Source organism: Paraburkholderia sp. DHOC27 (assembly GCF_003429005.1).
Lineage (GTDB): Bacteria > Pseudomonadota > Gammaproteobacteria > Burkholderiales > Burkholderiaceae > Paraburkholderia.
The window spans coordinates 170979-191858 of record NZ_QVQV01000008.1 but is presented as its reverse complement, the minus strand read 5'-3'; the positions used below and the strand labels follow the sequence as shown (position 1 = coordinate 191858).

Sequence of the window (20880 nt, the reverse complement as noted above, 5' to 3'; positions counted from 1 at the left end):
GCCCGCCCATCACCCCGCCATCATCAGAAAATGGCTTTGGGGTTGTAGAACTTGTCGACGTTGGCCTTGTCGATGACCGCAGACGGCGTGTACGAGATCTTCGGGATGTTGACCGCCTGACCGTTGGCCGCCTTCACGCCGATATCCACGGCAGTGCGTGCTACCAGCGCCGGGTCGTTCAGCGCCGTGGCGCCGTACTTGCCGTCCTTGATGAGGGCGAGCGCTTCCTTCTGGCCATCGGCGGCAGCAACCAGCGTGATGCCCTGGCGGCCCGCGCTTTCAATCGCACGGCGCGCACCCAGCACCATGCTGTCGTTTTCGCCGAGCACCATGTTGATGTCCTTGTTCGCCACCAGCAGGTCTTCCATCGCCTTCAGGCCGCCTTCATCGGACCAGTTACCCCAGCCTTGGCCGACGATCTGCAGATTCGCCTTGCCGGTCTTGGCGAGTTGCGCCTCGACGATGCCCTGGATCACGCCGTCGCGTCGTTCCTTGCCGACCGGGTTGCCTTTCTCGCCGGAGATCAGCGCAATCTTGAGCGGCTTGTCGCCCATGTTGTCGACCACCCACGAGCCGACCAGCGCGCCGTTCTCGCTATTGGACGACTGCACCAGCGTCAGATATTTGGCTTTCGGATCGAGCGTGCTGTCGATCACCACGACCTTGATCCCCGCAGCGGTGGCCGCGTTCACGGAGTTCACCAGACCTTCGGGATCGGCCGGATCGATGATCAGCACCTTGATGCCGCGCGTGATCAGATCCTCGACGTCCGAAATCTGCTTGCCCATCTTGCCTTGCGCATCGGCGACGATCACGTCCTCGCCGAGTTCGGTGGCACGCGCCTTGGCCGCTTCCATCGCAGCGGCGAAGTAGGGCGCGTTGAGCACCTTCATCGAAATGCCGACCTTGATCTTGTCGGCGGCAAACGCGGGACTCGTCGCCAGTACGGCAGCCATTGCCAGTCCCACACCACACAGTGCTTTCTTCACGAGACGCGTCATGTCTCCTCCTCTTTTGGGTTTGTACGCGGTTAAAACTTCGTTAGAACGACGAACTTCATGGCGGCAGCAGCTTGCCAGGATTCAGGATGTTGCGAGGGTCGAGCGCGGCCTTGACGGCGCGCATGGCGGCCAGTTCAGCGGGGCTGCGCGACAGCGCCAGCACGCCGAGTTTCTTGACGCCGATACCGTGTTCCGCCGAGACCGAGCCGCCCATTTCGCCCGTCACGCCGTAGACCACTTTCTGGACTTCGGGCGCGGTGGTAGGCGGCCAGTCGGGTTCCTGCACGACGATGTGCAGATTGCCGTCGCCGAGATGCCCGTAGATCAGGATCGTGGCGTTGGGCCAGTGGGCGCGTAGACGTTCCTCGCAGCGGTCTGCCGCGTTGCCGACATCGGTGATCGAAAAGCTCACGTCGAACGAGACGCGTCCCGGGATCAGGCGCGGGTATTCGCCGGGCGCGTCGCGGATCGCCCAGAACGCTGCGGCGTCCGCTTCCGAGGTGGCGAGCGCGGCGTCGGCGATCACTTCCGTTTCGAGCATGTCGCCGAGAAATGCCTCGAACGCGGCGGCTTGACTCTCGGGGTCGGCGCCGCTGCTTTCGAGCAGCACGTAGTACGCGTGGCGGCCTTCGAGCGGTGCGCGCAATTCGGGCAGGCGTTGCAGGACGAAGTCGTAGTAGCCGGGCCACATCACTTCGAACGCGGAGACGCCGGCGGGCAAACGCTCCTGCGCCTGGCGCAGCAAGGTGGTGACCGCTTCGTAGTTGGGCAGGCCGCACCATGCGGTCGATACCGCGCGAGGCTTGTGACGCAGCCGCAGCACGGCGCGTGTGATGACCGCGAGCGTGCCTTCGCTGCCGATCAGCAGATTGCGCAGATCGTAGCCGGTGTTGTTCTTGATCATCTTGCGCAGGCCGCCGATCACGCTGCCATCCGGCAGCACCGCTTCGAGATCGAGCACCTGCTCACGCATCATGCCGTAGCGGATCACGCGGTTACCGCCTGCGTTGGTCGCGAGGTTGCCGCCGATCGTGCAGCTGCCGCGTGCGCCGAGATCGAGCGGGAACATGAAGCCGGCATCGTCCGCAGCTTCCTGCACGGTTTGCAGCGGCGTGCCGGCCAGCACCGTCATGGTGGCGCTGACCGGATCGATGCTTTCGATGCCGCTCATGCGTTCCATGCTCAGCGCCACTTCGCCGCCCAGCATGCAGGCGCCGCCGGCGAGACCCGTCAGGCCGCCTTGCGTGACCACGGCGCGGCGATGTTCGAAACAGATCTTGAGGGCGGTGGCCACCTGTTCGGTGGTGCGCGGCCGGATCAGTGCGATGGGATCGGCGCTGGGCGTGCGGCTCCAGTCCGCGTGTTTGCGGCCGGCAAACTCGGCCGGCAACGCCACGATGTCCGCGCCGAGGGCGGCGCGCAGGGCGGCAACGACAGTCTCTTCAGACTGGGCGGCGCGATCGTGCGTCACGCTTTCTTGCATCAGGCGTCTCCTGGAATTTCGGGCTTGAAACAAACCGCTATGAACGACTTCATGCCGCTTTGGCGCCGCCCTGGCAGGCGGTCGGGCGCGAGCGGATGCCGGTAACAATCATCTTTGTGGCTTAACCGTGAAACGATAGTAACACTATCATTGTAGGTCGGTATATATCCGATGTAGTCAAGGAAAACCCCTATACTAAGCGTAAATACACCTGATATCTTATGTAAAGCTAACGTTACAAATTAGGTAAACCTAACTTTAAATGGAGATGAGCCCGATGCAATGGCCCGAACCGCGTTCATTCGAAGTGGATCTGGAGACTGGTCTGATGGCCGGTACCGGTTCGCGCTATCAGAAATTCCTGGCGGATCTGAAAGGCCTCTACGCGGATGCCGACGCCTTCGACGCGCTGGTTGCCGCGCGTGGTCAGGAGGTGGTGTACGAGGTGACTGACCATCGTCCGAGCAGCGACCCGGGGGACCTCATCACGGGCGTGACGCGCATGAGTCCTGGCAAGGTGGGCGACGAATACTTCATGACGCGCGGCCACATTCACGCGAAAATCGACCGCCCCGAGCTGTACTTCGGGCTGAAGGGATATGGGCTGATGTTGATGGAGTCGCCGGATGGCGAAACCCGCACCGTCGAAATCCGCGCGAACACGGTGTGCTATGTGCCGCCGCGCTGGATCCACCGTTCGGTCAACCTGGGCGCGGAGGACTTCGTGATGCTCTTCTGTTACCCGGCCGATTCAGGCCAGGACTACGCGATCATCGAACAGTCGAACGGCATGCGTTTGCGCATCGTCGACGACGGTGCGGGGGCGTGGCGCAGCGTGCCCAATCCCGGCTATCAGGCGCGTTCGCCGCAGCAGGTCGATGCGTTGCTCGACGCCGCGGCGCAGGCAGAAGGAGCGGCGCGATGAGCTCGACCCTTTATCAACCGGCGCAAAAGCCCACCTTCTACTTCATTGGCGTGACCACCGCGCAAAGTTCGATCATGCGGGTGTTTCCGGCATGGGCTCGGCACCTCGGTCTTGGCGATGTGGAGATGAAGGGCATCGACTTTCGCCCGCACGCAGCGCCCGAGGCCTATCGTGAGGCAGTGGAGTTTCTCAAGCGCGATCCGCTGTCGCTCGGTGCGCTGGTGACGACCCACAAGATCGACCTGTATGCCGCGTGCCAGGATCTGTTCGACGAAATCGATCCGCACGCGCGCATGATGGGCGAGACCAGTTGCCTCTCCAAACGCGATGGCAAGTTCGTGTGTCACGCTAAAGATCCGATTACGTCCGGCTTCGCGCTGGATGGATTCTTGCCGCAGGATCACTTCGCGCACACCGGCGCCGAAGTCTTTTCGATGGGCGCGGGCGGCTCGACCATTGCACTCACCTGGCACCTGATGCAGCGCTCGCGCGGGGCGAATCGTCCTTCCAGAGTGATCGTGTCGAACCGTTCGGCCGCGCGTCTCGAAGAGATCGAGCGGATTCATCGTGAGCTGGATCTGGGCGTGCCCTGCGAGTACGTGGTGGCGCCGCGCCCCGAGGACAACGACGCGGTGCTCGCGCGTCTTTCGCCGGGTGCGCTCGTCATCAATGCCACGGGTCTCGGCAAGGACGCGCCGGGTTCGCCGCTCACGGATGCCGCCGTGTTTCCACAGCGTGCCATCGTGTGGGATCTGAACTATCGCGGCGAGCTCGTCTTTCTGGATCAGGCCCGGGCTCAGGCAGCGTCGCGCAATCTCCAGATCGAGGATGGCTGGACCTACTTCATTTACGGCTGGACACGGGTGATCGCCGAGGTGTTCCATGCGGAGATTCCTTCGCGCGGACCCGCGTTCGACGAAATCTGCCGCGTGGCCGAAGCAGCCGGCAAGCCGTCAGCGGTGAAGACGACCGGGTAGTGGGCCTGGCATGCCGCGAGGTGTGCTGGTCAAAACGAACGCGAACACGAAAGCGGCCGGGCCGCAGCATCTATCAAAGAGGATTGCACGATGTATCTGGACAAATTCAGGCTGACCGGCAAGGTGGCCGTGGTCACGGGCGCGGCACGCGGCATTGGCCTCGCCATTTCCGAAGCGCTCGCCGAAGCCGGCGCGCGCGTGGTGCTGACCGATATGAACGCGGAACTGCTGGACGCGGCGGTGAGCCAGTTGTCCGCCAAAGGACACGCGGCTGAAGGCGAACTGCTCGACGTGACGGACCCCGGCGCGGCGCAGCGCGTGAACGATGCGGTGGTTGCGCGGCATGGCCGCGTGGACGTGCTGGTCAACAACGCGGGCATCGCGATTTCGAATCATCCGGCGGAAACGATGTCGGACGAGGTCTGGAACAAGGTCATCGACGTGAATCTGAACGGCGTGTTCTGGAGTTGCCGCGCGTTCGGCAAGGGCATGCTCGAACACGGCGGCGGCAGTATCGTCAACGTGGGCTCGATGTCCGGTTTCATCGTCAACCGGCCGCAGGAACAGGCGAACTACAACGCGTCGAAGGCAGCGGTGCATCATCTGACGCGCTCGCTCGCCGCCGAATGGGGGGCACGCGGCGTGCGTGTCAACGCGGTCGCGCCCACCTACATCGACACCGAAATGAACGCCTATGTGTACGAGGACAAGGAGATGTTCCGTCACTGGGTGGGCGGCACGCCGATGAATCGCCTCGGACGGGTGGACGAAGTGGCGTCCGTGGCGTTGTTCCTCGCCAGCGAGGCGTCGAGCCTGATGACCGGTTCGATCGTGCTGGCCGACGGCGGCTACGTCTGCTGGTGAGCCCGCGAACTGACATGGACACACTGCCGCTCGCCACTCACGTAAGTGTGGAAACGTTCACGACGCCGTTGCACAAGCGGCTGGCCGATTCCACGCACGGTCCGCAAGCTGGAGAAGTGCTGCTGTACTGGCTCGGTCAGGCTGGCTTCGTGATCGAGTGGGCAGGCGTGCGCATGCTGATCGATCCGTATCTCTCCGATTCGCTCGCGCACAAGTATCGGGGCACGCGCTTTCCGCATACCCGCATGATGGCGCCGCCGCTCGACCCTGCCGCGCTCGACCGCCTGGATCTCGTGCTGTGCACGCATCGGCACACGGACCACATGGACCCCGGCACGCTGCAGCCGCTCGCGCAGCGTTTTCCCGCGCTGAAGTTCGTGGTCCCCGCCGCGTCGATCGACGAGGCGATGAAACGCTGCGGCGTCGACGCCAGCCGCCTGATTCCGGTCAACGCGGAGCAGCGGGTCGACGTGCTGCCGCGCATTTCTGTTTCGCCCATCGCTTCCGCGCATGAGACGCTCGACCAGGATGAGCACGGCCTCTACCCGTGGCTCGGCTATGTGATTGAGTTGGGGAACGATGCCGAGTCGATCAGGCTCTATCACTCCGGCGACTGCGTGCCGTATGCCGAACTGCCCGCGCAGCTAGCCCGGCATGCGCCGGATCTTGCGTTGCTGCCGGTGAACGGCCGCGACATCGAGCGCAGCGGCAACGGTGTGCCGGGCAACTTCACGCTCGACGAGGCCGTCGCGCTGGCAAAAGCTGGCGGCGTGCGCGCGATGCTGGCGCATCACTACGGCTTGTTCGACTTCAATACCGTGGCGCCCGAGACCATCGACGCACGCGCGCAGCAGGAGCGTGCTGCCGGGCTGGAGATATATCGCGCGCAAACCGGGCGGGTCTGGCGCATGCGCGCGCCAGACAGGCGAGAATGACGGCGGGCGCCGCAGCGCATATAACGGTGGCACGATCAGCACTAACCGCATCATCAGGACCATCAGGGACACACGATAATGGAGACGTTTTACCTGGCTGTCGACGTGGGTACCGGCAGCGTGCGCGCCGCGCTCGTCGATGCAACGGGGAAGATACGCAGCCTCGCCGCGCGTGAGCATGAGCAGATCGTGCCGCGCTACGGCTGGTCCGAGCAACGTCCGCTCGACTGGTGGACCGGCGCGGTCAGCTCGATACGTGAAGTGCTCGCCAGCGTGCCGGGCTCGGCCGCGCAGATCGCGGCCATCTGCGCGTGCGGGCAGATGCACGGCACGGTGCTGATCGACGCGGACGGCCAACTGACCCGCGATACCGCGCCGCTGTGGAACGACAAGCGTACGCAGCCGCAAGTCACGAGTTTCCGCGCGCGACACGACACGGCGTCGTATCTGCCGCGCACTGCGAACCCGGCCACGCCCGCATGGCCCGGCTTCAAGCTGCAATGGCTCAAGGCGCATGAACCCGCCGCCTATGAACGCGCCACCACGGTGTTCATGCCGAAGGACTACGTGAACTTCCGCCTGACCGGCGAGCGCGCATGCGACTGGACGGATGCATCGACGACCTTCCTGATGGACCCGGTCAGCCGCACCTGGTCGCAAGCCATGCTCGACGCACTCGAACTCGACGGCAGCAAACTGCCGCCGATCCGCGCGCCGCTCGATATCCTCGGCGCCGTTACTCACGCGGCAGCCGCCGAAACGGGCCTGCGCGAAGGCACGCCCGTGCTGGTGGGCGGCGGCGATTATCCGGTGTCCGTGCTGGGTTCCGGTGTGTATGCGGCGGGCCTTGCCTCCGACATCACCGGCACCTCGTCGATCATCACCGTGATCGCGGACACGCCCATGCTGCATCCCGAAGTGTCGAATCTGGCCACGTGCGAGGGACTGTGGGGCCGCTTCATGTTGCTCGACTCGGGCGGCGACGCCATGCGCTGGGCGCGCCGCGCATTCCACGAGAACGCGCTGAGCTACGAGGCAGTGGCGCAAAAGGCGGCGGCTGCACCGGTCGGCTCGGAGGGTCTGTTCTTTCTGCCGTATCTGACGGGCGAACGTCTCGGCGACCATGCGAATTCCCGCGCGCAGTTCTTCGGCATTGCCGCCAAACATGGCCTCGCACATCTGCACCGGTCTGTGCTCGAAGGCGTGGCGTTTGGCGTGCGGCGGCATATCGGTTTGATCGAATCGACGGGCGTGACGATGGAGCGGCTGGTGGCCGCGAGCGGCGGCGCGAAGGCGGCGCTGTGGCTCGACATCAAGGCCAGCATGTATCGCACGCCCATCCTCGTGCCGGCAGAAGTGGAGTGCGGCGTGACAGGCTGCGCGATTCTCGCGGCCACGGCGCAAGGCCAGTTTGCGCGTCTCGGCGACGCCGTGAACGCCTTCGTGCATTTCGAGCGCGAGGTGCAGCCCGATCCGTATGCGAGCGATACCTACGATCGCATGATGCCGATTTTCGAGCGCCTCTACGCGCACTCCCAGCAGTTTTACGACGACCTTGATCGTCTTTCAGGAGCCTCTGCGTGACCCAAACCATCAAGGCCGTTCTGTGGGATATGGACGGCACGCTCGCTGACACCGAAGCGCTGCATCTGGCGACGCTGGTCGCGGCGCTCGCCCATCACGGCATCGAAGCGGGAGCGGAGCTGCATCCCGAGATCTTCGGCAAGTCGGGGCGCGCCGTACACGCGCTATGCGTCGAACGTTTCGGCATTACGATGGACTACGAACCTTGGTCCATGTTTCGCGCCCGTCACTATCTGGCGCATGCGCCGACCATCCAGGCGCGTCCTGGTGCGCTGGCGGTGTACCACGCCGCATGCCGGGCGGGTCTCGCACGAGCCATCGTGTCGAACGCCTCGCGCATGTTGCTGGAGGCGAATCTGCGCGCGCTGGACTTGCAGGATCCGCCGCTCATCAGCGTCAGCGTGAACGATGTGCGCAAGGGCAAGCCCGATCCCGAAGCGTATCTGCGCGCGGCGTGGCTGCTGGGTGTCGAGCCGTCCGAGGCCGTGGTGGTAGAGGACAGCCCGGTGGGTGCTTCGGCCGCGCTTGCGGCCGGCATGCGCGCGCTGGCTTGGCCCGTCGACGACGAGGCCGCGGCGCTCATGCCGCCCGCTGCGCAGATTGTCCGCTCGCCGCAGGAACTGGCGGCGGCGCTTGGCGTCTCCCTTTAATTCATTGCGTGGATCTCATGCTTAGAACAAGTATTTTTCCGTCGCGTTATGTCCAGGGCGCGGGTGCGCTCGATTCTCTCGACGCGGAGTTGAGCCGACTCGGCACGCGCGCCGCGTGCCTCGTGGATCGCAACGTCGCGGCCCTGCTCGAACCCGCATTGGCGAACGCCAGTCAGGTGAGCCTGGAAGTGCATGCAGTGGATGCCGCCTGCACGGAGCGCTCGGTTGCGGCCACGGCAGCGTGGATACGCGAGTGCGGCGCGGATATCGTGGTGTCGTTTGGCGGCGGCAAGGTGATCGACACGGGCCGCGCTGCCGCCGACGATCTGCGCCTGCCGTTCGTCTGCGTGCCGACCATTGCCGCGTCGGATGCACCGTGCTCCGCGCTCGCCGTGATCTATGACGAAGAGGGTCGCGTGGTGCGTGATCGCTTCGTGCGGCGCAATCCCGATCTCGTGTTGCTGGATACGCGGCTCATCGTGCGGGCACCGGCGCGTTTCTTCATCGCGGGCATCGGCGATGCGCTCGCCACGTTCTACGAGGCGGACGCCTGCCGTCGTGCCTATGCGCGCAATCTGTGCGGCGGCCGTGGCACGGCGCTGGCGTTCGAGGCTGCGCGTCTGTGCCGCGACACACTGTTTGCGCACGCGGTGCAGGCCGTTGACGATTGCCGCGCGCAGATCGTCACGCCGGATTTCGATGCGACGCTCGAAGCTACGGTGCTGTTGTCGGGGATCGGTTTCGAATCAGGCGGCGTGGCAGCCGCGCACGCTATTCATCATGGGCTCGCGGACCTTCCTTCGTCACATTCGTTGCTGCACGGCGAGAAGGTGGCGATCGGCGTGCTGGCTTCGCTGTTTCTTTCGACGGTGGACGATGACGAGCGTCAGCGCGTGTTCCGCTTCTGTCGCGCGGTGGGATTACCCACGCGTCTCAAGCAGGTCAACGTCGATCCGGAAGACAGCGCGGCGCTCGCGGTCGTCGCCAAACGCGCCTGCCGTGCGGGCGAAATCATCCATAACGAGCCGTATCCGGTGAGCGAGGAAATGGTCGTCGCGGCGTTGCGCGCGATGGACCGCTACGCAGCGAAATTCGACAGTCTTTCTTGATGCAGGAGTGATACGCGATGGCAGGACAACTGGCAGGACAACAGGTAAAGCAGGAAGTGGGCGCGTTCCGCGCGGAATTGTTCGCGGGCAAGAAGGTGCTGGTATCCGGCGCAACCAGCGGCATTGGACTGGCCATTGCCGAAGGTTTCGCCGCGCTGGGTGCGCAGGTGATTGCGACCGGCAGTTCCGCGGCCAAGCTCGCCGCCTTGCGCGCGGACCGCACGCTCGAAGGGATTCGTTTCGAACAACTGGATGTGCGCGATCTGGAGCAGATCAACCGCTTCGCCAGTGAGCTAGATGGCCTCGACGTGCTGGTGAATGCCGCAGGCGTCGCACGTCCCGCCGATGAATACCGCGATGACGTGTTTCGCGAAGTCATCGACGTGAACCTGACTGCAGCGATGCGTTTGTCCATGGCGACGCGCGCATTGCTCGAACGGTCGCGGGGCACGATTATCAACGTGGCGTCGATGCTGAGCTATATCGCCGATGTCGAAGTCCCGGCGTACTGTGCCAGCAAGACCGGCATTCTCGGCTTGACGCGCTCGCTCGCCCACGCATTCGGCGTGGCCGGCGTGCGCGTGAATGCGATCGCGCCGGGCTATCACCGCACGGATATGACGCGGGCCTTGTGGGAAGTCCCCGCAAGCGCCGACAAGATCGCTGCGCGCAGCGCGCTCAAGCGTTGGGGCGAAGTGGACGATCTTGTCGGAGCGAGCCTGTTTCTGGCATCGCCGGCCTCGGCGTTCATTACCGGTGTCACGCTGCCGGTCGACGGCGGCTATGCAACGGGCGTTTGAAACGCAACGCGTGAGGCTTCTGCAGACGCGTTGCATAAGGCCCTGTTGCATGCGTCTTGCTGAAACCCACTAGTACACGCTGATACAAGCCGCGCCTTGCGCGCGGTTTCCTCCCGCAAGGTCTGGTAAGCACTATGATCTTGCAGCACATATTCCTGCCTTCCGCCGCCGCGAGCGCTGTCTACACTCGCTGCACATCAATTCGCTACCTGCGTAGCGATTCACGCGGAAGGAAGCCAACAGGATGTGTCCCAGTCGATGCGGTGCAAATTCATTCCGGGCGATGCGGCAAGTTTTGCTGATCGCCATCTTGATCCTCGCATGCAGCTTGCAGGGCTGCGCTTCCTCGTTCGAGACCCTCGGGCTCGGGCTGGGACTCGGCGCGGCCGGCGCGGTAGGCGGGGCCATCTGCATGATCAGTTGCCATTGAACTGCGGCGCAACTGGCCGTGTCGAACCTCGATCGGTCTCGCTCGCGTTAGCATCTCGCGTACGAGCACGCCATTGCCGCTGTTTCGAACTGAACGAGGTCAACAAGATGGATCAGGAAAGCTGGGACGCGTTGGATCACTTCTTCTGCGAACAACTGCTGTCTCCCGATCTTGCGCTGGATTCCGCACTGGAATCGAGTGCGGAGGCTGGTTTGCGGTCCATCAACGTGTCCCCGAACCAGGGCAAGTTCCTGCAACTGCTGGCGAGGATCCACGGTGCGCGCCGCATTCTGGAAATCGGCACGCTGGGTGGCTACAGCGCGATCTGGATGGCACGCGCATTGCCTTCGAGCGGCACGCTGATTTCACTGGAAATCGATCCGCAGAATGCGGAGGTGGCGCGGGCCAACCTCGCGCGTGCGGGTATGGGGTCGGTTGCGTCCGTGCTGGTGGGGACGGCCACGGAGCTGCTCAAAGGTCTGATCGACGAGCGGGCGGAGCCGTTCGACATGGTGTTCATCGACGCCGACAAGAAGAGTTACCCCGACTATCTGCTGCTCTCTCTGCAACTGCTGCGCCCGGGCGGCATCATCGTTGCAGACAACGTGGCGCGGGGCGGAAGAGTGATCGATCCGGACAATCACGAAGACGATATCGTGGGCCTGCGAAAGTTTTTCCGTATGCTGGCCTCCGACACGCGCCTCTCCACCACGGCCATGCAGACCGTGGGCTCGAAGGGATGGGACGGCTTTTCGCTGACACGCCTTTCAACCGAGTGACAGCGGGACGCTCACGCCGTCCCGCCCCGCATCAGAAGTCCGTGCTCACCGAGAACCACGCGGTGCGCGGCGCGCCTTCCGTCAAATACCCACCCAACGCCGACGACCAGTAAGCACGATTGGCCACATTGGTCACCATCACGCGGAACGTGGTGTCGTGTCGGAACACCTGCGTGTGATAGCGCGCCCCGAGGTCGAAACGGGTCCATGACGCCAGCGGCAAGGTGTTGGCCTCGTCCAGATATTGCTTGCCGGTGTAGATGGCACGCGCCATCAGCGTAGCGCCGGGCAACTGCGGCACGTCGTATTCGAGGTTGGCGTTGAAGGTCCACGCGGGTACGCCGATGGGCCGGTTGCCGTTGTCGGTGCCGCCTGCCGTGTTCTCGAGTTGCGCGTCGATATACGAAACCCCGCCGAGTACGCGCAGGCCCTTGATGGGCTCACCGTACGCCGACAGTTCGACGCCGCGATGCCGCTGCGTGCCGTCCGTCGCATAGATCATGGTGGTCGCGTCCGTGTAGGCCACCGGCTGTTTGATCTGGTAGACGGCCAGCGCCGCGCCGTAATTCGTGGCGTCGTACTTGATCCCCGCTTCCACCTGGTTGGCGCGGTACGGTGCGAGCACCGCGCCTGCGTTGAGCGCCGTGCTCGGAGCCGTGCCGCCTTGCGTCAGACTCTCGCTGCGATTCGCGTAGACGGAGAGGTTGGGCAGGATCTTGTAGACGGCGCCGAACACCGGCGTGGTGGCCGATTCGTTGTAGCTGCTGTCCTGTACACCTGTTCCATACGCGTAGCCGTTCTCCAGAATGTTCTGATGACGCACGCCCACGGTGAACAGGAAGCGGTTGTCGAAGAAGCCCAGCGTGTCGGAGATCGCCTCACTGCGCATCAGCGTGCTGCTGACCATGCCCGGGTCCGCGAAGTCGCCGCTCGTGAAGTAAGCCGCAGGGCGCGGCACCTGCACGGTGTTGTAGAGGCTGGTCGGGAACGAGGCGCCGAGGTCGTAGGCCGCGTCGGCCGTGATCTTGTTGACCAGCACGGCAAGATTGATTGCATGGCTGACCGGCCCCGTCCACAACTGGCCGCGCACGCCCACTTCGCCGGACTGCGCGTCTTCCTTGTACGGCACGCCCATGCGGTACGAGGTGGTCGCGGCATCGGCGCCATACGTGGGCGACGCGTAGTCGCCGTGCTCGTCCGTGTGACGCACGCCGCCGGACGCATACACGGTCCAGTTGGGCGCGAAGTCGTATTCGGCGCGCACCATGCCGATGGTGTCCTCCAGATCGGAGTAGCTCCACGACTGGCCGTAGTTGTACGACGCGGAGGGCAGCGGCGGAATGATGCTGCTGGTGTCGTACACCACCGGGCGGCCATCCGTGACGTGCTGCTTCTGATAGATGAAGTCGCCGTACAGACGCAGCTTGCTGCCGCGATAGTCGAGCGACAGTGCGGTTTGCTGCGTGCTGCGGTCTTCGTCCTGGATGCTGGTGCTGCCGCCTTCCACCGTCTGGTTCACGCGAATGCCGAACTGGTCGTCGTCGCCGAAACGGCGGCCCACGTCGATATGCGTGCCGAGCTGGCCCGATGCGCTGCCTTCGACGGTCACGCGCGTGAGCGGCTTGTCGTCGGCGGTCTTGGTTTCCAGATTCAGGTTGCCGCCAATGCCGCTGCCGCCGGGCGCCGCGCCGTTTTCGAAAGCATTGGCGCCCTTGAAGATGTCGACCCGTTCGAGCGCGCCGGTGTCGACCAGCTGACGCGGCGTGATGCCGTAAAGACCGTTGAGGGCCACGTCATTCGCGTAGACCTCGAAGCCACGGATGATGTAGTTCTCGGAGAAGTTGCCGAAGCCATATGCGCTGCGCACGGCGGGGTCATTGGCGATCACGTCCGCGAGCGTGTGGGCCTGCTGGTCTTCGATCAGCTTCGACGTGTAGCTCGTCACCGAGAACGGCAGATCGATGATCTTCTGCTTGCCGAGCACACCCACTTGCGCTCCGGTCGCCACCTGACCGCCGGCATGGGCCGGCGAGAGATCGCCGGGCAGCGCAGTGGGAGCGGCATTGACGGAGATGGTGGGCAGCGCGCCTTCCTGGGTGGACGCGGCGCTCGCGCTGCCGGATGCACTGGCGTTCGAGCCGCTGCTGGCTGCGGCGGACGAGGCAGCGTCTTCAGCATGCGCGGTCACGGCAAAGCTCGCGAGCGGCAGGGCAATCAGGGGAACGGTGCGCCGCACAGCAGCGGCAAGCAGGGAGACGCGCGGGCCGCAGCGGCGCGTACTACGTGAACAACTGGTCATCGTCGTTTTAGGTCGGTCAAGAGGTGCGGAAAACGCGTGAAGCGCCGTGCAGGCGTCTTCGGGCGCGTCCTCACTGTTCAACCCCATGAAGTGATGCTCGCAACGATGTTGCGTGTGACCGCCGCAGGCGCCGGAGCGCGTGCCGCAACCACCAGGGAAAACGCCCGATTGCCTGGGCGTGCATCATACCGTAAATGAGAATGGTTTGCGTTTACAAATTATTCTTCGTGCGTAGGCAGCACGTAGCGTGCCGGATCGACGATGTTTCTCAAATAGTGGGTGGCGGCCCGCTGCGGGTGGCGCTGAAGCTAATTCGCCGCAGCCAGCTTCCGGTTCAGCTTCAACATGCCGTTGAAAATCGCCTCGGCGATATCCACAGGAAAGTCGCGGGGCAGGAGGGTGGCGACTGCGTCGATGACATCGCGGGTCTGCGCGGTCAGTTCGTCGATCATGGCTTCGACGTCGGTCGCGGCGAAGCCGATGCGCTGACCCTGCGCGATCCAGTGCCGGCGCTGGATCTGGTTGAGCAGATAGTGGCGCTCCTTGCTCTGCACCGCCATCGCCAGTTTGACTTTCTGGGCGGCGATATGATTAGGACCCCGACCAATGATGGGATGCGCCGAGAGCACGTCATAAAGCGGCGTAGACGTATAACGGTTGCCTGACTGATGGGCAATGCTGAAATTCTTGGCGTGGCCGTCGGTAGCGGCGAGTAGCCAGAACAGCATTTGCGTGACGAAGAAGTTGCGGCGGTCGACGACGGCGCGTTCGGAGCCGGCGAGCACATCCACGATGTCTTCGATGCCCGGACCGCCGTCCGCCTGATACTTTTGCAGCGCAGGGGTGCCGCTCGCCTGGCACAGGTCTTCTTGCGGCAAACGCAGAATCCAGCTTGCGTCGCTCGATGGCCTGCGGTCGAAGCGCTCGACGATCAAGACCTTCTGGTCCTCGAATTGCCCGATGTCACAGTGGGCAATCGGCAGGCCGTAGGCCGCGACGATTTTCGAGCAGAGCCACTCGTTTTCCACGGACGTGCGCATGTCAGCCTGCATGTTGCCGACCCGCCCGAGCGGAAGTTTGAAAATGTGCGTGGTTGGCGTGCTGCCTTCAGGCACGAGCCACTGGTCGTCGTGATACAGCAGCGCGGTTTTTTCCTGCGCACCCGCGATGGACAGACGCAGGTCGTCCACGGGCTCATGCTGCGCGAGGCGCGTCGAGGTGGTGGTTTCGCGCAGCAGACGCGCGAGCTCCGCCTCCCCAAGTGGGCGGCCCCGGATTCGCATGAGGTCCGCAGGCGTCTCTCCAGGTGGCAGCATCTGCAGGGCACCCACGCAGTCGCGCCCGAGCCGCGCGAGCAACTGAAACGGCGCGGTGCCGCCGGTCTGGTAACGGCTGGCGATGCGGCGGCGGATGGGCTCGCTGTCGGGCAGCAGATTGTCGAAATAGTCGGCAACGAGTTGGCCGCGCCAGGGCTGGTTGCCCGGCGTGAAGGGCAGCGAAAGCGAGAGTGGACGGCCTTGTGGATCGGCGAGCCATGCGTCGTGATACACCAGCGTTTCGCCACCGCGCGCGTTTTCCCAATAGCCGACCGGCAAGCCGTTCATCCACAGGTCGAGGCGATTCGTTTGCGTGCGACGCGGCATGCTTACCAGTTCTCCGTTTTCGCGCTGACGCCGGTGCGCTTTGGCGTTCCGGCGCTGGGCTGTTTGCCGGTCTGCGGGGCGCTTCTGGTGCTGCGGGCGTTTGAGGTTTTCGTGGTGGTGTTCGTGGCGGTCGTGATGCGGCCGGCCTTCGCGGTTTTCGCTGCGCTGGTTGCCTTGCCCGCCACCGCTTTCGTCGACTTCGTTACCTTGTTTGCCTTCACCGCTTTCGCGGCCTTGATGCCTCCCGCTGTCCTGGCCGTCTTCACCGGCGGCACTGCGTGGGCGTACTGCGGCGCCTTCGCGGACTTTGCCGTTTTCGCAGCCTGAACGCTTCTTACGGGCTTCCCACCTGATGATCTGGCGGTGGGTTTCGCTGATTTCACTGACTTCGCCGCGCCTGCCGCCTGCGCGACTTTTGCAGGCTTTTTGCCACTTGATGATCCGGCCGCTTTGGCAGGCTGCGCCGTTGCGGCCACGCTGCGCCCTTGCGCAGGTTTGATTCCACTAGCCGATGGTGAGGCAGCCGTGTAGGCGAGCGTCAGATCGACATTGAGTGCGCGCAGCACCCGGAACAGCCGCTCCACGCTGACCGCAGCCGGGTTGGCCTCGAGCTGCGCGTAGGTTTGCTGCGTCACGCCGAGGCGGCTGGCCATTGCTGCCTGCGTGAGACCGGCGCTCTTGCGGAATCCCTTCAGGATGGGGCGCAACTGGCCGAGCGTTCTGACCGGATAGTCCATGAAAAACTCCGCCACGTGAGGGGGCCGGGATAAGGGCGCAGGATAAGGGAACAGGATAAGGGAACAGGATAACGGCGCAGGATACAGGCCAAAGCCTGTAAATTCGAATTACAGTCTATACACTGTATTTTGCAAATACAAGCGATAAGCTGTAAATTGAAAATACAGCCTAAAGACTGTAAAAGCGGCGGCTGCGGCAGCGTCGCCTTGCGGGCGGCCCGTCGCGCGGCAGGCGAACGGCTGGTGCGTACACGCGGTTTGGTACCATTCACGCTTTTAAAAGACGGGCTGGAGCAGCGTGAGTCGCCATTTTGTATCGTCGGTACGGGAATTTTTCAGCACATGGGCGAGCCGGCTTGCGTGGGCGTCGGTGGCTGTCTTTCATCTCGTCATTGAGCTGATCCGGTTCGTCGCGTCACTGCTCAAGCCGCTTGCGGCGGCAGCGCTGTTTCATCTACGGCATCCCACACGGCGCGGCGTACTGCTCGCGCTCGCCACGCCACCGGCGCTGATCGTGCTGTATGTCATCGTGCTGATTCCGTTTACGCCGAGCATCAGCGACATCCGCAAGGCGCGTCTCGACCAGCCGGCGCAGATTCTCTCGGCTGATGGCAAATTGCTCGCCGAATTCAAGCCGTCGAACCGCGAATGGGTCACGCTCCAGCAGATTTCGCCGCATATGGTGGACGCGCTGATTTCGACCGAGGATCACCGTTTCTACCAGCATCACGGTATCGACTGGCGGCGCACCGGCTCGGCGGCATTGCATACGTTTGGCGGCGACCGGCAGGGCGGCTCGACCATCACCCAGCAACTCGCGCGCAACCTCTATCCCGACGAGATCGGCCGCGCGCCCACGCTCAATCGCAAGGTGAAGGAGGCGATTACCGCGCTGAAGATCGAGATGGCCTACAGCAAGGACCAGATTCTCGAAACCTATCTGAACACCGTGCCGTTTCTCTATAACGCCTACGGCGTGGAAATGGCCTCGCGCACGTACTTCGGCAAATCCGCTGCGCAACTGGACATTCTGGAAAGCGCGACGCTCACCGGCATGCTGAAGGGCAATAGTTATTACAACCCCGTGTTGAACCCGGATCGCGCGCTGGAGCGGCGCAACACGGTGCTCGCGCAGATGGTCAAATACGGGCGGCTCGCGCCGAAAACCGAGGATGCGCTGCAACGCAAGCCATTGCGTGTCGACTTCGAACGTCAGATCGAACCGCCGGGTCCCGCGCCGCATTTCGCGCAGCAGTTGCGCAAGTGGCTGATTGGCTGGGCTGACCGCAACGACTACGACATCTATTCAGACGGGCTGATCGTTCATACGACGATCGATTCGCGTCTGCAGGCTATGGCCACCGCGGCGGTCGTGCAGCAGGGCAACGCGCTGCAGTCCATTGCGAATGGTGCGTGGAGCAGCCGCACCGGTTGTGCGCCGGACAGCGATCTGTTCAAGAGTTTCCTGCGCGAAACACCGGCTTATCATGCCGCGCGCGATGCCGGTCAGAACGACGCGGACGCGCTGGCGCATCTGCAAGCGGACAAGAGCTTCGTGCGTAACGTGTGTCGCGACAAGGCCGAGGTGCAGGCGGGCTTTCTCGCCATCGATCCGCGCAACGGCCAGATCAAGGCCTGGGTGGGCAGCCGCGACTTCACCGACGAACCCTACGATCACGTGCAGCAGGCGCGCCGTCAGCCGGGCTCGACGTTCAAGCCGTTCGTGTACGGCGCGGCGTTTGCCAATGGCGCGACGCCGGCCGATACCTTCATCGACCAGCCGGTGGAAATTCCGCTAAAAGGCGGTGAGATCTGGCGCCCCGACGACGATGTCGCGCCGAGCGGCCAACCCATGTCGCTGCGTGATGCACTCGCGTATTCACGCAACCGCATCACCGCGCAGTTGATGCAGCAGGTGGGCCCGGACAAGGTCGTACGGCTCGCGCGGGCGATGGGTGTGCGTGACAGCCAGCTCGAAGCAGTGCCATCGCTCGCGCTCGGCACGAGCCCCGTCACGATCAAGGAAATGGTATCGGGGTATAGCACGATCGCGAATGACGGCCTTTACCTCGAACCACGCATGGTGACGAGCATCGAGGACCGCAACGGCAACGTGCTCGCCGAATTTCAACCCGCGAAGCCGGAGCGCGCCTTGCCGCTGGCAGCGGATCGCACCCTGCTCGACACCATGCGCGATGTCGTGAATCGCGGTACGGGCGCGAGCATCCGTTCGCGCTTCGGCATTCGTGCGGACGTGGCGGGTAAAACCGGCACGACCCAGGACAACGCCGATGGCTGGTTCATTCTGATGCAGCCGCAACTGGTGGCGGGCGCATGGGTGGGTTTCGACGACGGCCGCGTGACGCTAGGCAGCAGTTATTGGGGCGAGGGCGCGCACAGTGCGTTGCCGATTGTTGGCGACTTCTTTCAGCGGGCGCTGCGTGCGCGCCTGATCGACGCACACGCCCGCTTCGACACCAGTGTCGAGCCGAGTACCTATGACGTGTTCCGCGACAAGCTGCATGCGTGGGTGGCGTATCTGTTCAACTCGAAGGGGCATGAGGCGAAGCCGGCCTCCACGTCGACGCATGCCGCGCCGCCAGCGCGTCACAGTGCACCTAAGCCGGTGCCTGCACCTGCACCCACACCTGCGCCTGCGCCCGTTCCAGCCGCGCGGCCCGCATCTGCGCCGCTAGCCTCGGCACCGCCATCCTCTGCGCCGCGCGAGTTGCCGCCCATCTTGCCGGCGCCGGGAGCAAGTGCAGCCTCCAGCACCGCCGCCTCGCGTCTGGCGCCTACCTTGGTGCCTCCGGCAACCGCGCCAGGCAACAGCATGTTCCCGCCTGAAGCACTGGGCTCCACGCCCACGCCGACCCCGGACATACCGGAGTCGACGTCGAAGGCAAACGGAGACTGAGCGGCGCGCCGGGCGCGCCCCATCGAACGTTAAGCCCTTACGCGATGGCCAGCCACGCTGCGCTGTTGCCGGACAGACGGCCGGCGGCATCGAGCGGCTCGCTCGACATCAGCACGGTGCCCGCCGGCAACGCGGCGGGTTCCAGCCCGAAGTTGATCACCGCGCGCAGGCTGCCGTTATCGAACACGAGGACCTCGGTGTTCGCGGTGGCCGATTCTTCGACCCAGCGCAATTGCCCGACCCCCAGCGCGTATTCGCGGCGCAGTTGCAGTAACTGGCGATACAGTTCGAGCGTCGAGCCACTCACGCCGTCCTGACGATCCACCGCGTAGCGCACGAAATTCGACGGCTGCGGCAACCAGCTTTTCTGGCTGGGTCCAAAACCGAAAGAGGGGGCGTCTGCCTGCCAGGGCATCGGCACGCGGCAACCATCGCGTCCGATCTCCTCGCCGTGGGTGCGGAAAAAGGCCGGATCTTGCCGGTAATGCGCATCGAGCGTCGTATGTTCGGGCAAGCCCAGTTCTTCGCCTTGGTAAAGATACGCCGAGCCCGGCAGCGCCAGTGTAAGCATCGCCGCCGCGCGGGCACGGCGCAAACCCAGCGCTTCATTGGGCTGCTCGCTCGCGGCGTCGATACCCTTGGGCCGCGCGCCCGGCGTGCTCAGACCGAAGCGCGAGGTATGACGCACGGAGTCGTGATTCGACATCACCCACGTCGTCGGTGCGCCGACGCTGGCGGAGGCCGCGAGCGACGCGTCGATGACCTTGCGAAACTCAGCAGCGTGCCAGTGCGCGAGCAGATAGTCGAAGTTGAAAGCCTGCTGCATCTCGTCGGGCCGGATATAGCGTACGAGCCGCTCAGGCGGCGCGATCCACGCTTCCGCGACCATCATCCGCTCGCCGGGATAGGCGTCGAGCACGCGCCGCCAGGCACGGTAAATGTCGTGCACGCCTTCCTGATCCCACATCGGGCCGGCCTTGATATTGCTGTCCTGGGTGCCTTCCACCATGGCGGCCTGACCGGACCAATCCGGTAGGCCCGGCGCCTTGATGAGACCGTGCGCGACGTCGACGCGAAAACCATCCACGCCCCGCTCCAGCCAGAAGTGCAGCACGTCCTCGAATTCTTCGTGCACCTCGGGGTTGTCCCAGTTCAGATCCGGCTGGCGACGGTCGAACAGGTGCAGATACCACTGCGTGTCGCCGGGCGCGCGCGACCACGCATTGCCGCCAAATACGCTCTGCCAGTCGTTGGGCGGCAACTCGCCATGCTGGCCTTTGCCGTTGCGAAAGATGTAGCGTGCGCGTTCCGGGCTGCCAGGCGCCGACTGTAATGCCACCTGAAACCACGCGTGCTCATCCGAAGTGTGATTGGGCACGAGATCGACGATCACCTTCATGCCGAGCGCGTGTGCTTCGCGCAGCAGTTGCTCGAAATCGTGCAGCGTGCCGAACAGGGGATCGACGGCGCGATAGTCTGCCACGTCATAACCGGCGTCCGCCTGCGGCGAACGATAGAACGGCGACAGCCACAAGGCGTCGACACCGAGCCGCGCAAGATACGGCAGCCGTGCTGTGATGCCCGGCAAATCGCCGATGCCGTCACCGTCTGCGTCAGCGAACGAACGAGGGTAGATCTGGTAAATCACGGCGCTGTGCCACCATGCCTGCTCGCTTGTAAGGTTGCGGGCCGGAATTTCTTTGGTGCGCATATTCATGAAGTGTCCTTATCTGGTCTGCCTCGTGTA

15 protein-coding genes and 1 pseudogene are annotated in these 20880 nt (G+C 64.1%); 10 read left to right on the top strand and 6 right to left on the bottom strand.

The features are described 5' to 3' along the window. Positions 1 to 23 precede the first annotated feature (23 nt). Positions 24 to 1001, bottom strand: a complete 978-nt coding sequence (locus tag D0B32_RS24875; protein WP_117336960.1) for a substrate-binding domain-containing protein — start codon at positions 999 to 1001, stop codon at positions 24 to 26. Between the two features lie 55 nt (positions 1002 to 1056). After that, positions 1057 to 2484: an FAD-binding oxidoreductase gene (locus D0B32_RS24870; RefSeq protein WP_117336959.1), complete on the bottom strand. Its 1428-nt coding sequence runs from the start codon at positions 2482 to 2484 to the stop codon at positions 1057 to 1059. A 277-nt stretch (positions 2485 to 2761) separates the two neighbouring features. Between D0B32_RS24870 and D0B32_RS24865 the strand changes: the two genes are divergently transcribed. The 9 genes from D0B32_RS24865 to D0B32_RS24820 all read left to right on the top strand — a co-directional run bounded on the left by D0B32_RS24865 (position 2762) and on the right by D0B32_RS24820 (position 11537). After that, positions 2762 to 3409 (top strand): glucose-6-phosphate isomerase, encoded by a 648-nt coding sequence (locus tag D0B32_RS24865; protein ID WP_117336958.1) that lies wholly within the window; start codon positions 2762 to 2764, stop codon positions 3407 to 3409. Next, positions 3406 to 4386 (top strand): shikimate dehydrogenase, encoded by a 981-nt coding sequence (locus D0B32_RS24860; protein ID WP_117336957.1) that lies wholly within the window; start codon positions 3406 to 3408, stop codon positions 4384 to 4386. The genes D0B32_RS24865 and D0B32_RS24860 overlap by 4 nt, the downstream gene beginning before the upstream one ends. 90 nt (positions 4387 to 4476) lie before the next feature. Continuing rightward, on the top strand, positions 4477 to 5250 hold the full coding sequence (locus D0B32_RS24855; RefSeq protein ID WP_117336956.1) for an SDR family NAD(P)-dependent oxidoreductase: 774 nt from the start codon (positions 4477 to 4479) through the stop codon (positions 5248 to 5250). 14 nt (positions 5251 to 5264) lie between these two features. Further along, on the top strand, positions 5265 to 6185 hold the full coding sequence (locus D0B32_RS24850) for an MBL fold metallo-hydrolase (RefSeq protein ID WP_117336955.1): 921 nt from the start codon (positions 5265 to 5267) through the stop codon (positions 6183 to 6185). Positions 6186 to 6263: 78 nt separating this feature from the next. Continuing rightward, positions 6264 to 7769, top strand: a complete 1506-nt coding sequence (locus D0B32_RS24845; protein ID WP_117336954.1) for an FGGY-family carbohydrate kinase — start codon at positions 6264 to 6266, stop codon at positions 7767 to 7769. Beyond that, the gene (locus tag D0B32_RS24840; protein ID WP_259295125.1) at positions 7766 to 8419 is read left to right on the top strand and encodes an HAD family phosphatase; all 654 of its coding nucleotides are present in this window, start codon (positions 7766 to 7768) and stop codon (positions 8417 to 8419) included. The genes D0B32_RS24845 and D0B32_RS24840 overlap by 4 nt, the downstream gene beginning before the upstream one ends. A gap of 17 nt (positions 8420 to 8436) precedes the next feature. Further along, entirely contained in the window at positions 8437 to 9528 is a 1092-nt protein-coding gene (locus D0B32_RS24835) for a glycerol dehydrogenase (protein WP_117336953.1), read from the top strand. 17 nt (positions 9529 to 9545) lie between these two features. Continuing rightward, positions 9546 to 10328: an SDR family NAD(P)-dependent oxidoreductase gene (locus D0B32_RS24830; RefSeq protein WP_117336952.1), complete on the top strand. Its 783-nt coding sequence runs from the start codon at positions 9546 to 9548 to the stop codon at positions 10326 to 10328. A gap of 537 nt (positions 10329 to 10865) precedes the next feature. Further along, positions 10866 to 11537, top strand: a complete 672-nt coding sequence (locus D0B32_RS24820; RefSeq protein WP_117336950.1) for an O-methyltransferase — start codon at positions 10866 to 10868, stop codon at positions 11535 to 11537. Positions 11538 to 11568: 31 nt separating this feature from the next. Here the strand turns inward: D0B32_RS24820 and D0B32_RS24815 are convergent, their stop codons facing one another. The 3 genes and pseudogenes from D0B32_RS24815 to D0B32_RS33000 all read right to left on the bottom strand — a co-directional run. Further along, positions 11569 to 13836 (bottom strand): TonB-dependent siderophore receptor, encoded by a 2268-nt coding sequence (locus D0B32_RS24815; RefSeq protein ID WP_117336949.1) that lies wholly within the window; start codon positions 13834 to 13836, stop codon positions 11569 to 11571. Between the two features lie 308 nt (positions 13837 to 14144). Continuing rightward, positions 14145 to 15479, bottom strand: a complete 1335-nt coding sequence (locus tag D0B32_RS24810) for a type II toxin-antitoxin system HipA family toxin (protein WP_117336948.1) — start codon at positions 15477 to 15479, stop codon at positions 14145 to 14147. Positions 15480 to 16002: 523 nt separating this feature from the next. Beyond that, positions 16003 to 16216 (bottom strand): annotated as a pseudogene (locus tag D0B32_RS33000) (helix-turn-helix domain-containing protein); the annotation flags it as partial. 370 nt (positions 16217 to 16586) lie between these two features. On the opposite strand from D0B32_RS33000, the gene D0B32_RS24800 reads away from it, so the two are divergent. Continuing rightward, positions 16587 to 19133 (top strand): penicillin-binding protein 1A, encoded by a 2547-nt coding sequence (locus tag D0B32_RS24800; protein ID WP_117336946.1) that lies wholly within the window; start codon positions 16587 to 16589, stop codon positions 19131 to 19133. A gap of 37 nt (positions 19134 to 19170) precedes the next feature. On the opposite strand, the gene D0B32_RS24795 is transcribed toward D0B32_RS24800, so the two are convergent. Then, on the bottom strand, positions 19171 to 20850 hold the full coding sequence (locus D0B32_RS24795; protein ID WP_117336945.1) for a glycoside hydrolase family 13 protein: 1680 nt from the start codon (positions 20848 to 20850) through the stop codon (positions 19171 to 19173). Positions 20851 to 20880: the final 30 nt, after the last annotated feature.

What these genes read in the sequence shown, in the direction of transcription:
- D0B32_RS24875 (WP_117336960.1), bottom strand. Translation starts at nt 1,001, where the DNA reads ATGACGCGTCTCGTGAAGAAAGCACTGTGTGGTGTGGGACTGGCAATG.
- D0B32_RS24870 (WP_117336959.1), bottom strand. Translation starts at nt 2,484, where the DNA reads ATGCAAGAAAGCGTGACGCACGATCGCGCCGCCCAGTCTGAAGAGACT.
- D0B32_RS24865 (WP_117336958.1), top strand. Translation starts at nt 2,762, where the DNA reads ATGCAATGGCCCGAACCGCGTTCATTCGAAGTGGATCTGGAGACTGGT.
- D0B32_RS24860 (WP_117336957.1), top strand. Translation starts at nt 3,406, where the DNA reads ATGAGCTCGACCCTTTATCAACCGGCGCAAAAGCCCACCTTCTACTTC.
- D0B32_RS24855 (WP_117336956.1), top strand. Translation starts at nt 4,477, where the DNA reads ATGTATCTGGACAAATTCAGGCTGACCGGCAAGGTGGCCGTGGTCACG.
- D0B32_RS24850 (WP_117336955.1), top strand. Translation starts at nt 5,265, where the DNA reads ATGGACACACTGCCGCTCGCCACTCACGTAAGTGTGGAAACGTTCACG.
- D0B32_RS24845 (WP_117336954.1), top strand. Translation starts at nt 6,264, where the DNA reads ATGGAGACGTTTTACCTGGCTGTCGACGTGGGTACCGGCAGCGTGCGC.
- D0B32_RS24835 (WP_117336953.1), top strand. Translation starts at nt 8,437, where the DNA reads ATGCTTAGAACAAGTATTTTTCCGTCGCGTTATGTCCAGGGCGCGGGT.
- D0B32_RS24830 (WP_117336952.1), top strand. Translation starts at nt 9,546, where the DNA reads ATGGCAGGACAACTGGCAGGACAACAGGTAAAGCAGGAAGTGGGCGCG.
- D0B32_RS24820 (WP_117336950.1), top strand. Translation starts at nt 10,866, where the DNA reads ATGGATCAGGAAAGCTGGGACGCGTTGGATCACTTCTTCTGCGAACAA.
- D0B32_RS24815 (WP_117336949.1), bottom strand. Translation starts at nt 13,836, where the DNA reads ATGACCAGTTGTTCACGTAGTACGCGCCGCTGCGGCCCGCGCGTCTCC.
- D0B32_RS24810 (WP_117336948.1), bottom strand. Translation starts at nt 15,479, where the DNA reads ATGCCGCGTCGCACGCAAACGAATCGCCTCGACCTGTGGATGAACGGC.
- D0B32_RS24795 (WP_117336945.1), bottom strand. Translation starts at nt 20,850, where the DNA reads ATGAATATGCGCACCAAAGAAATTCCGGCCCGCAACCTTACAAGCGAG.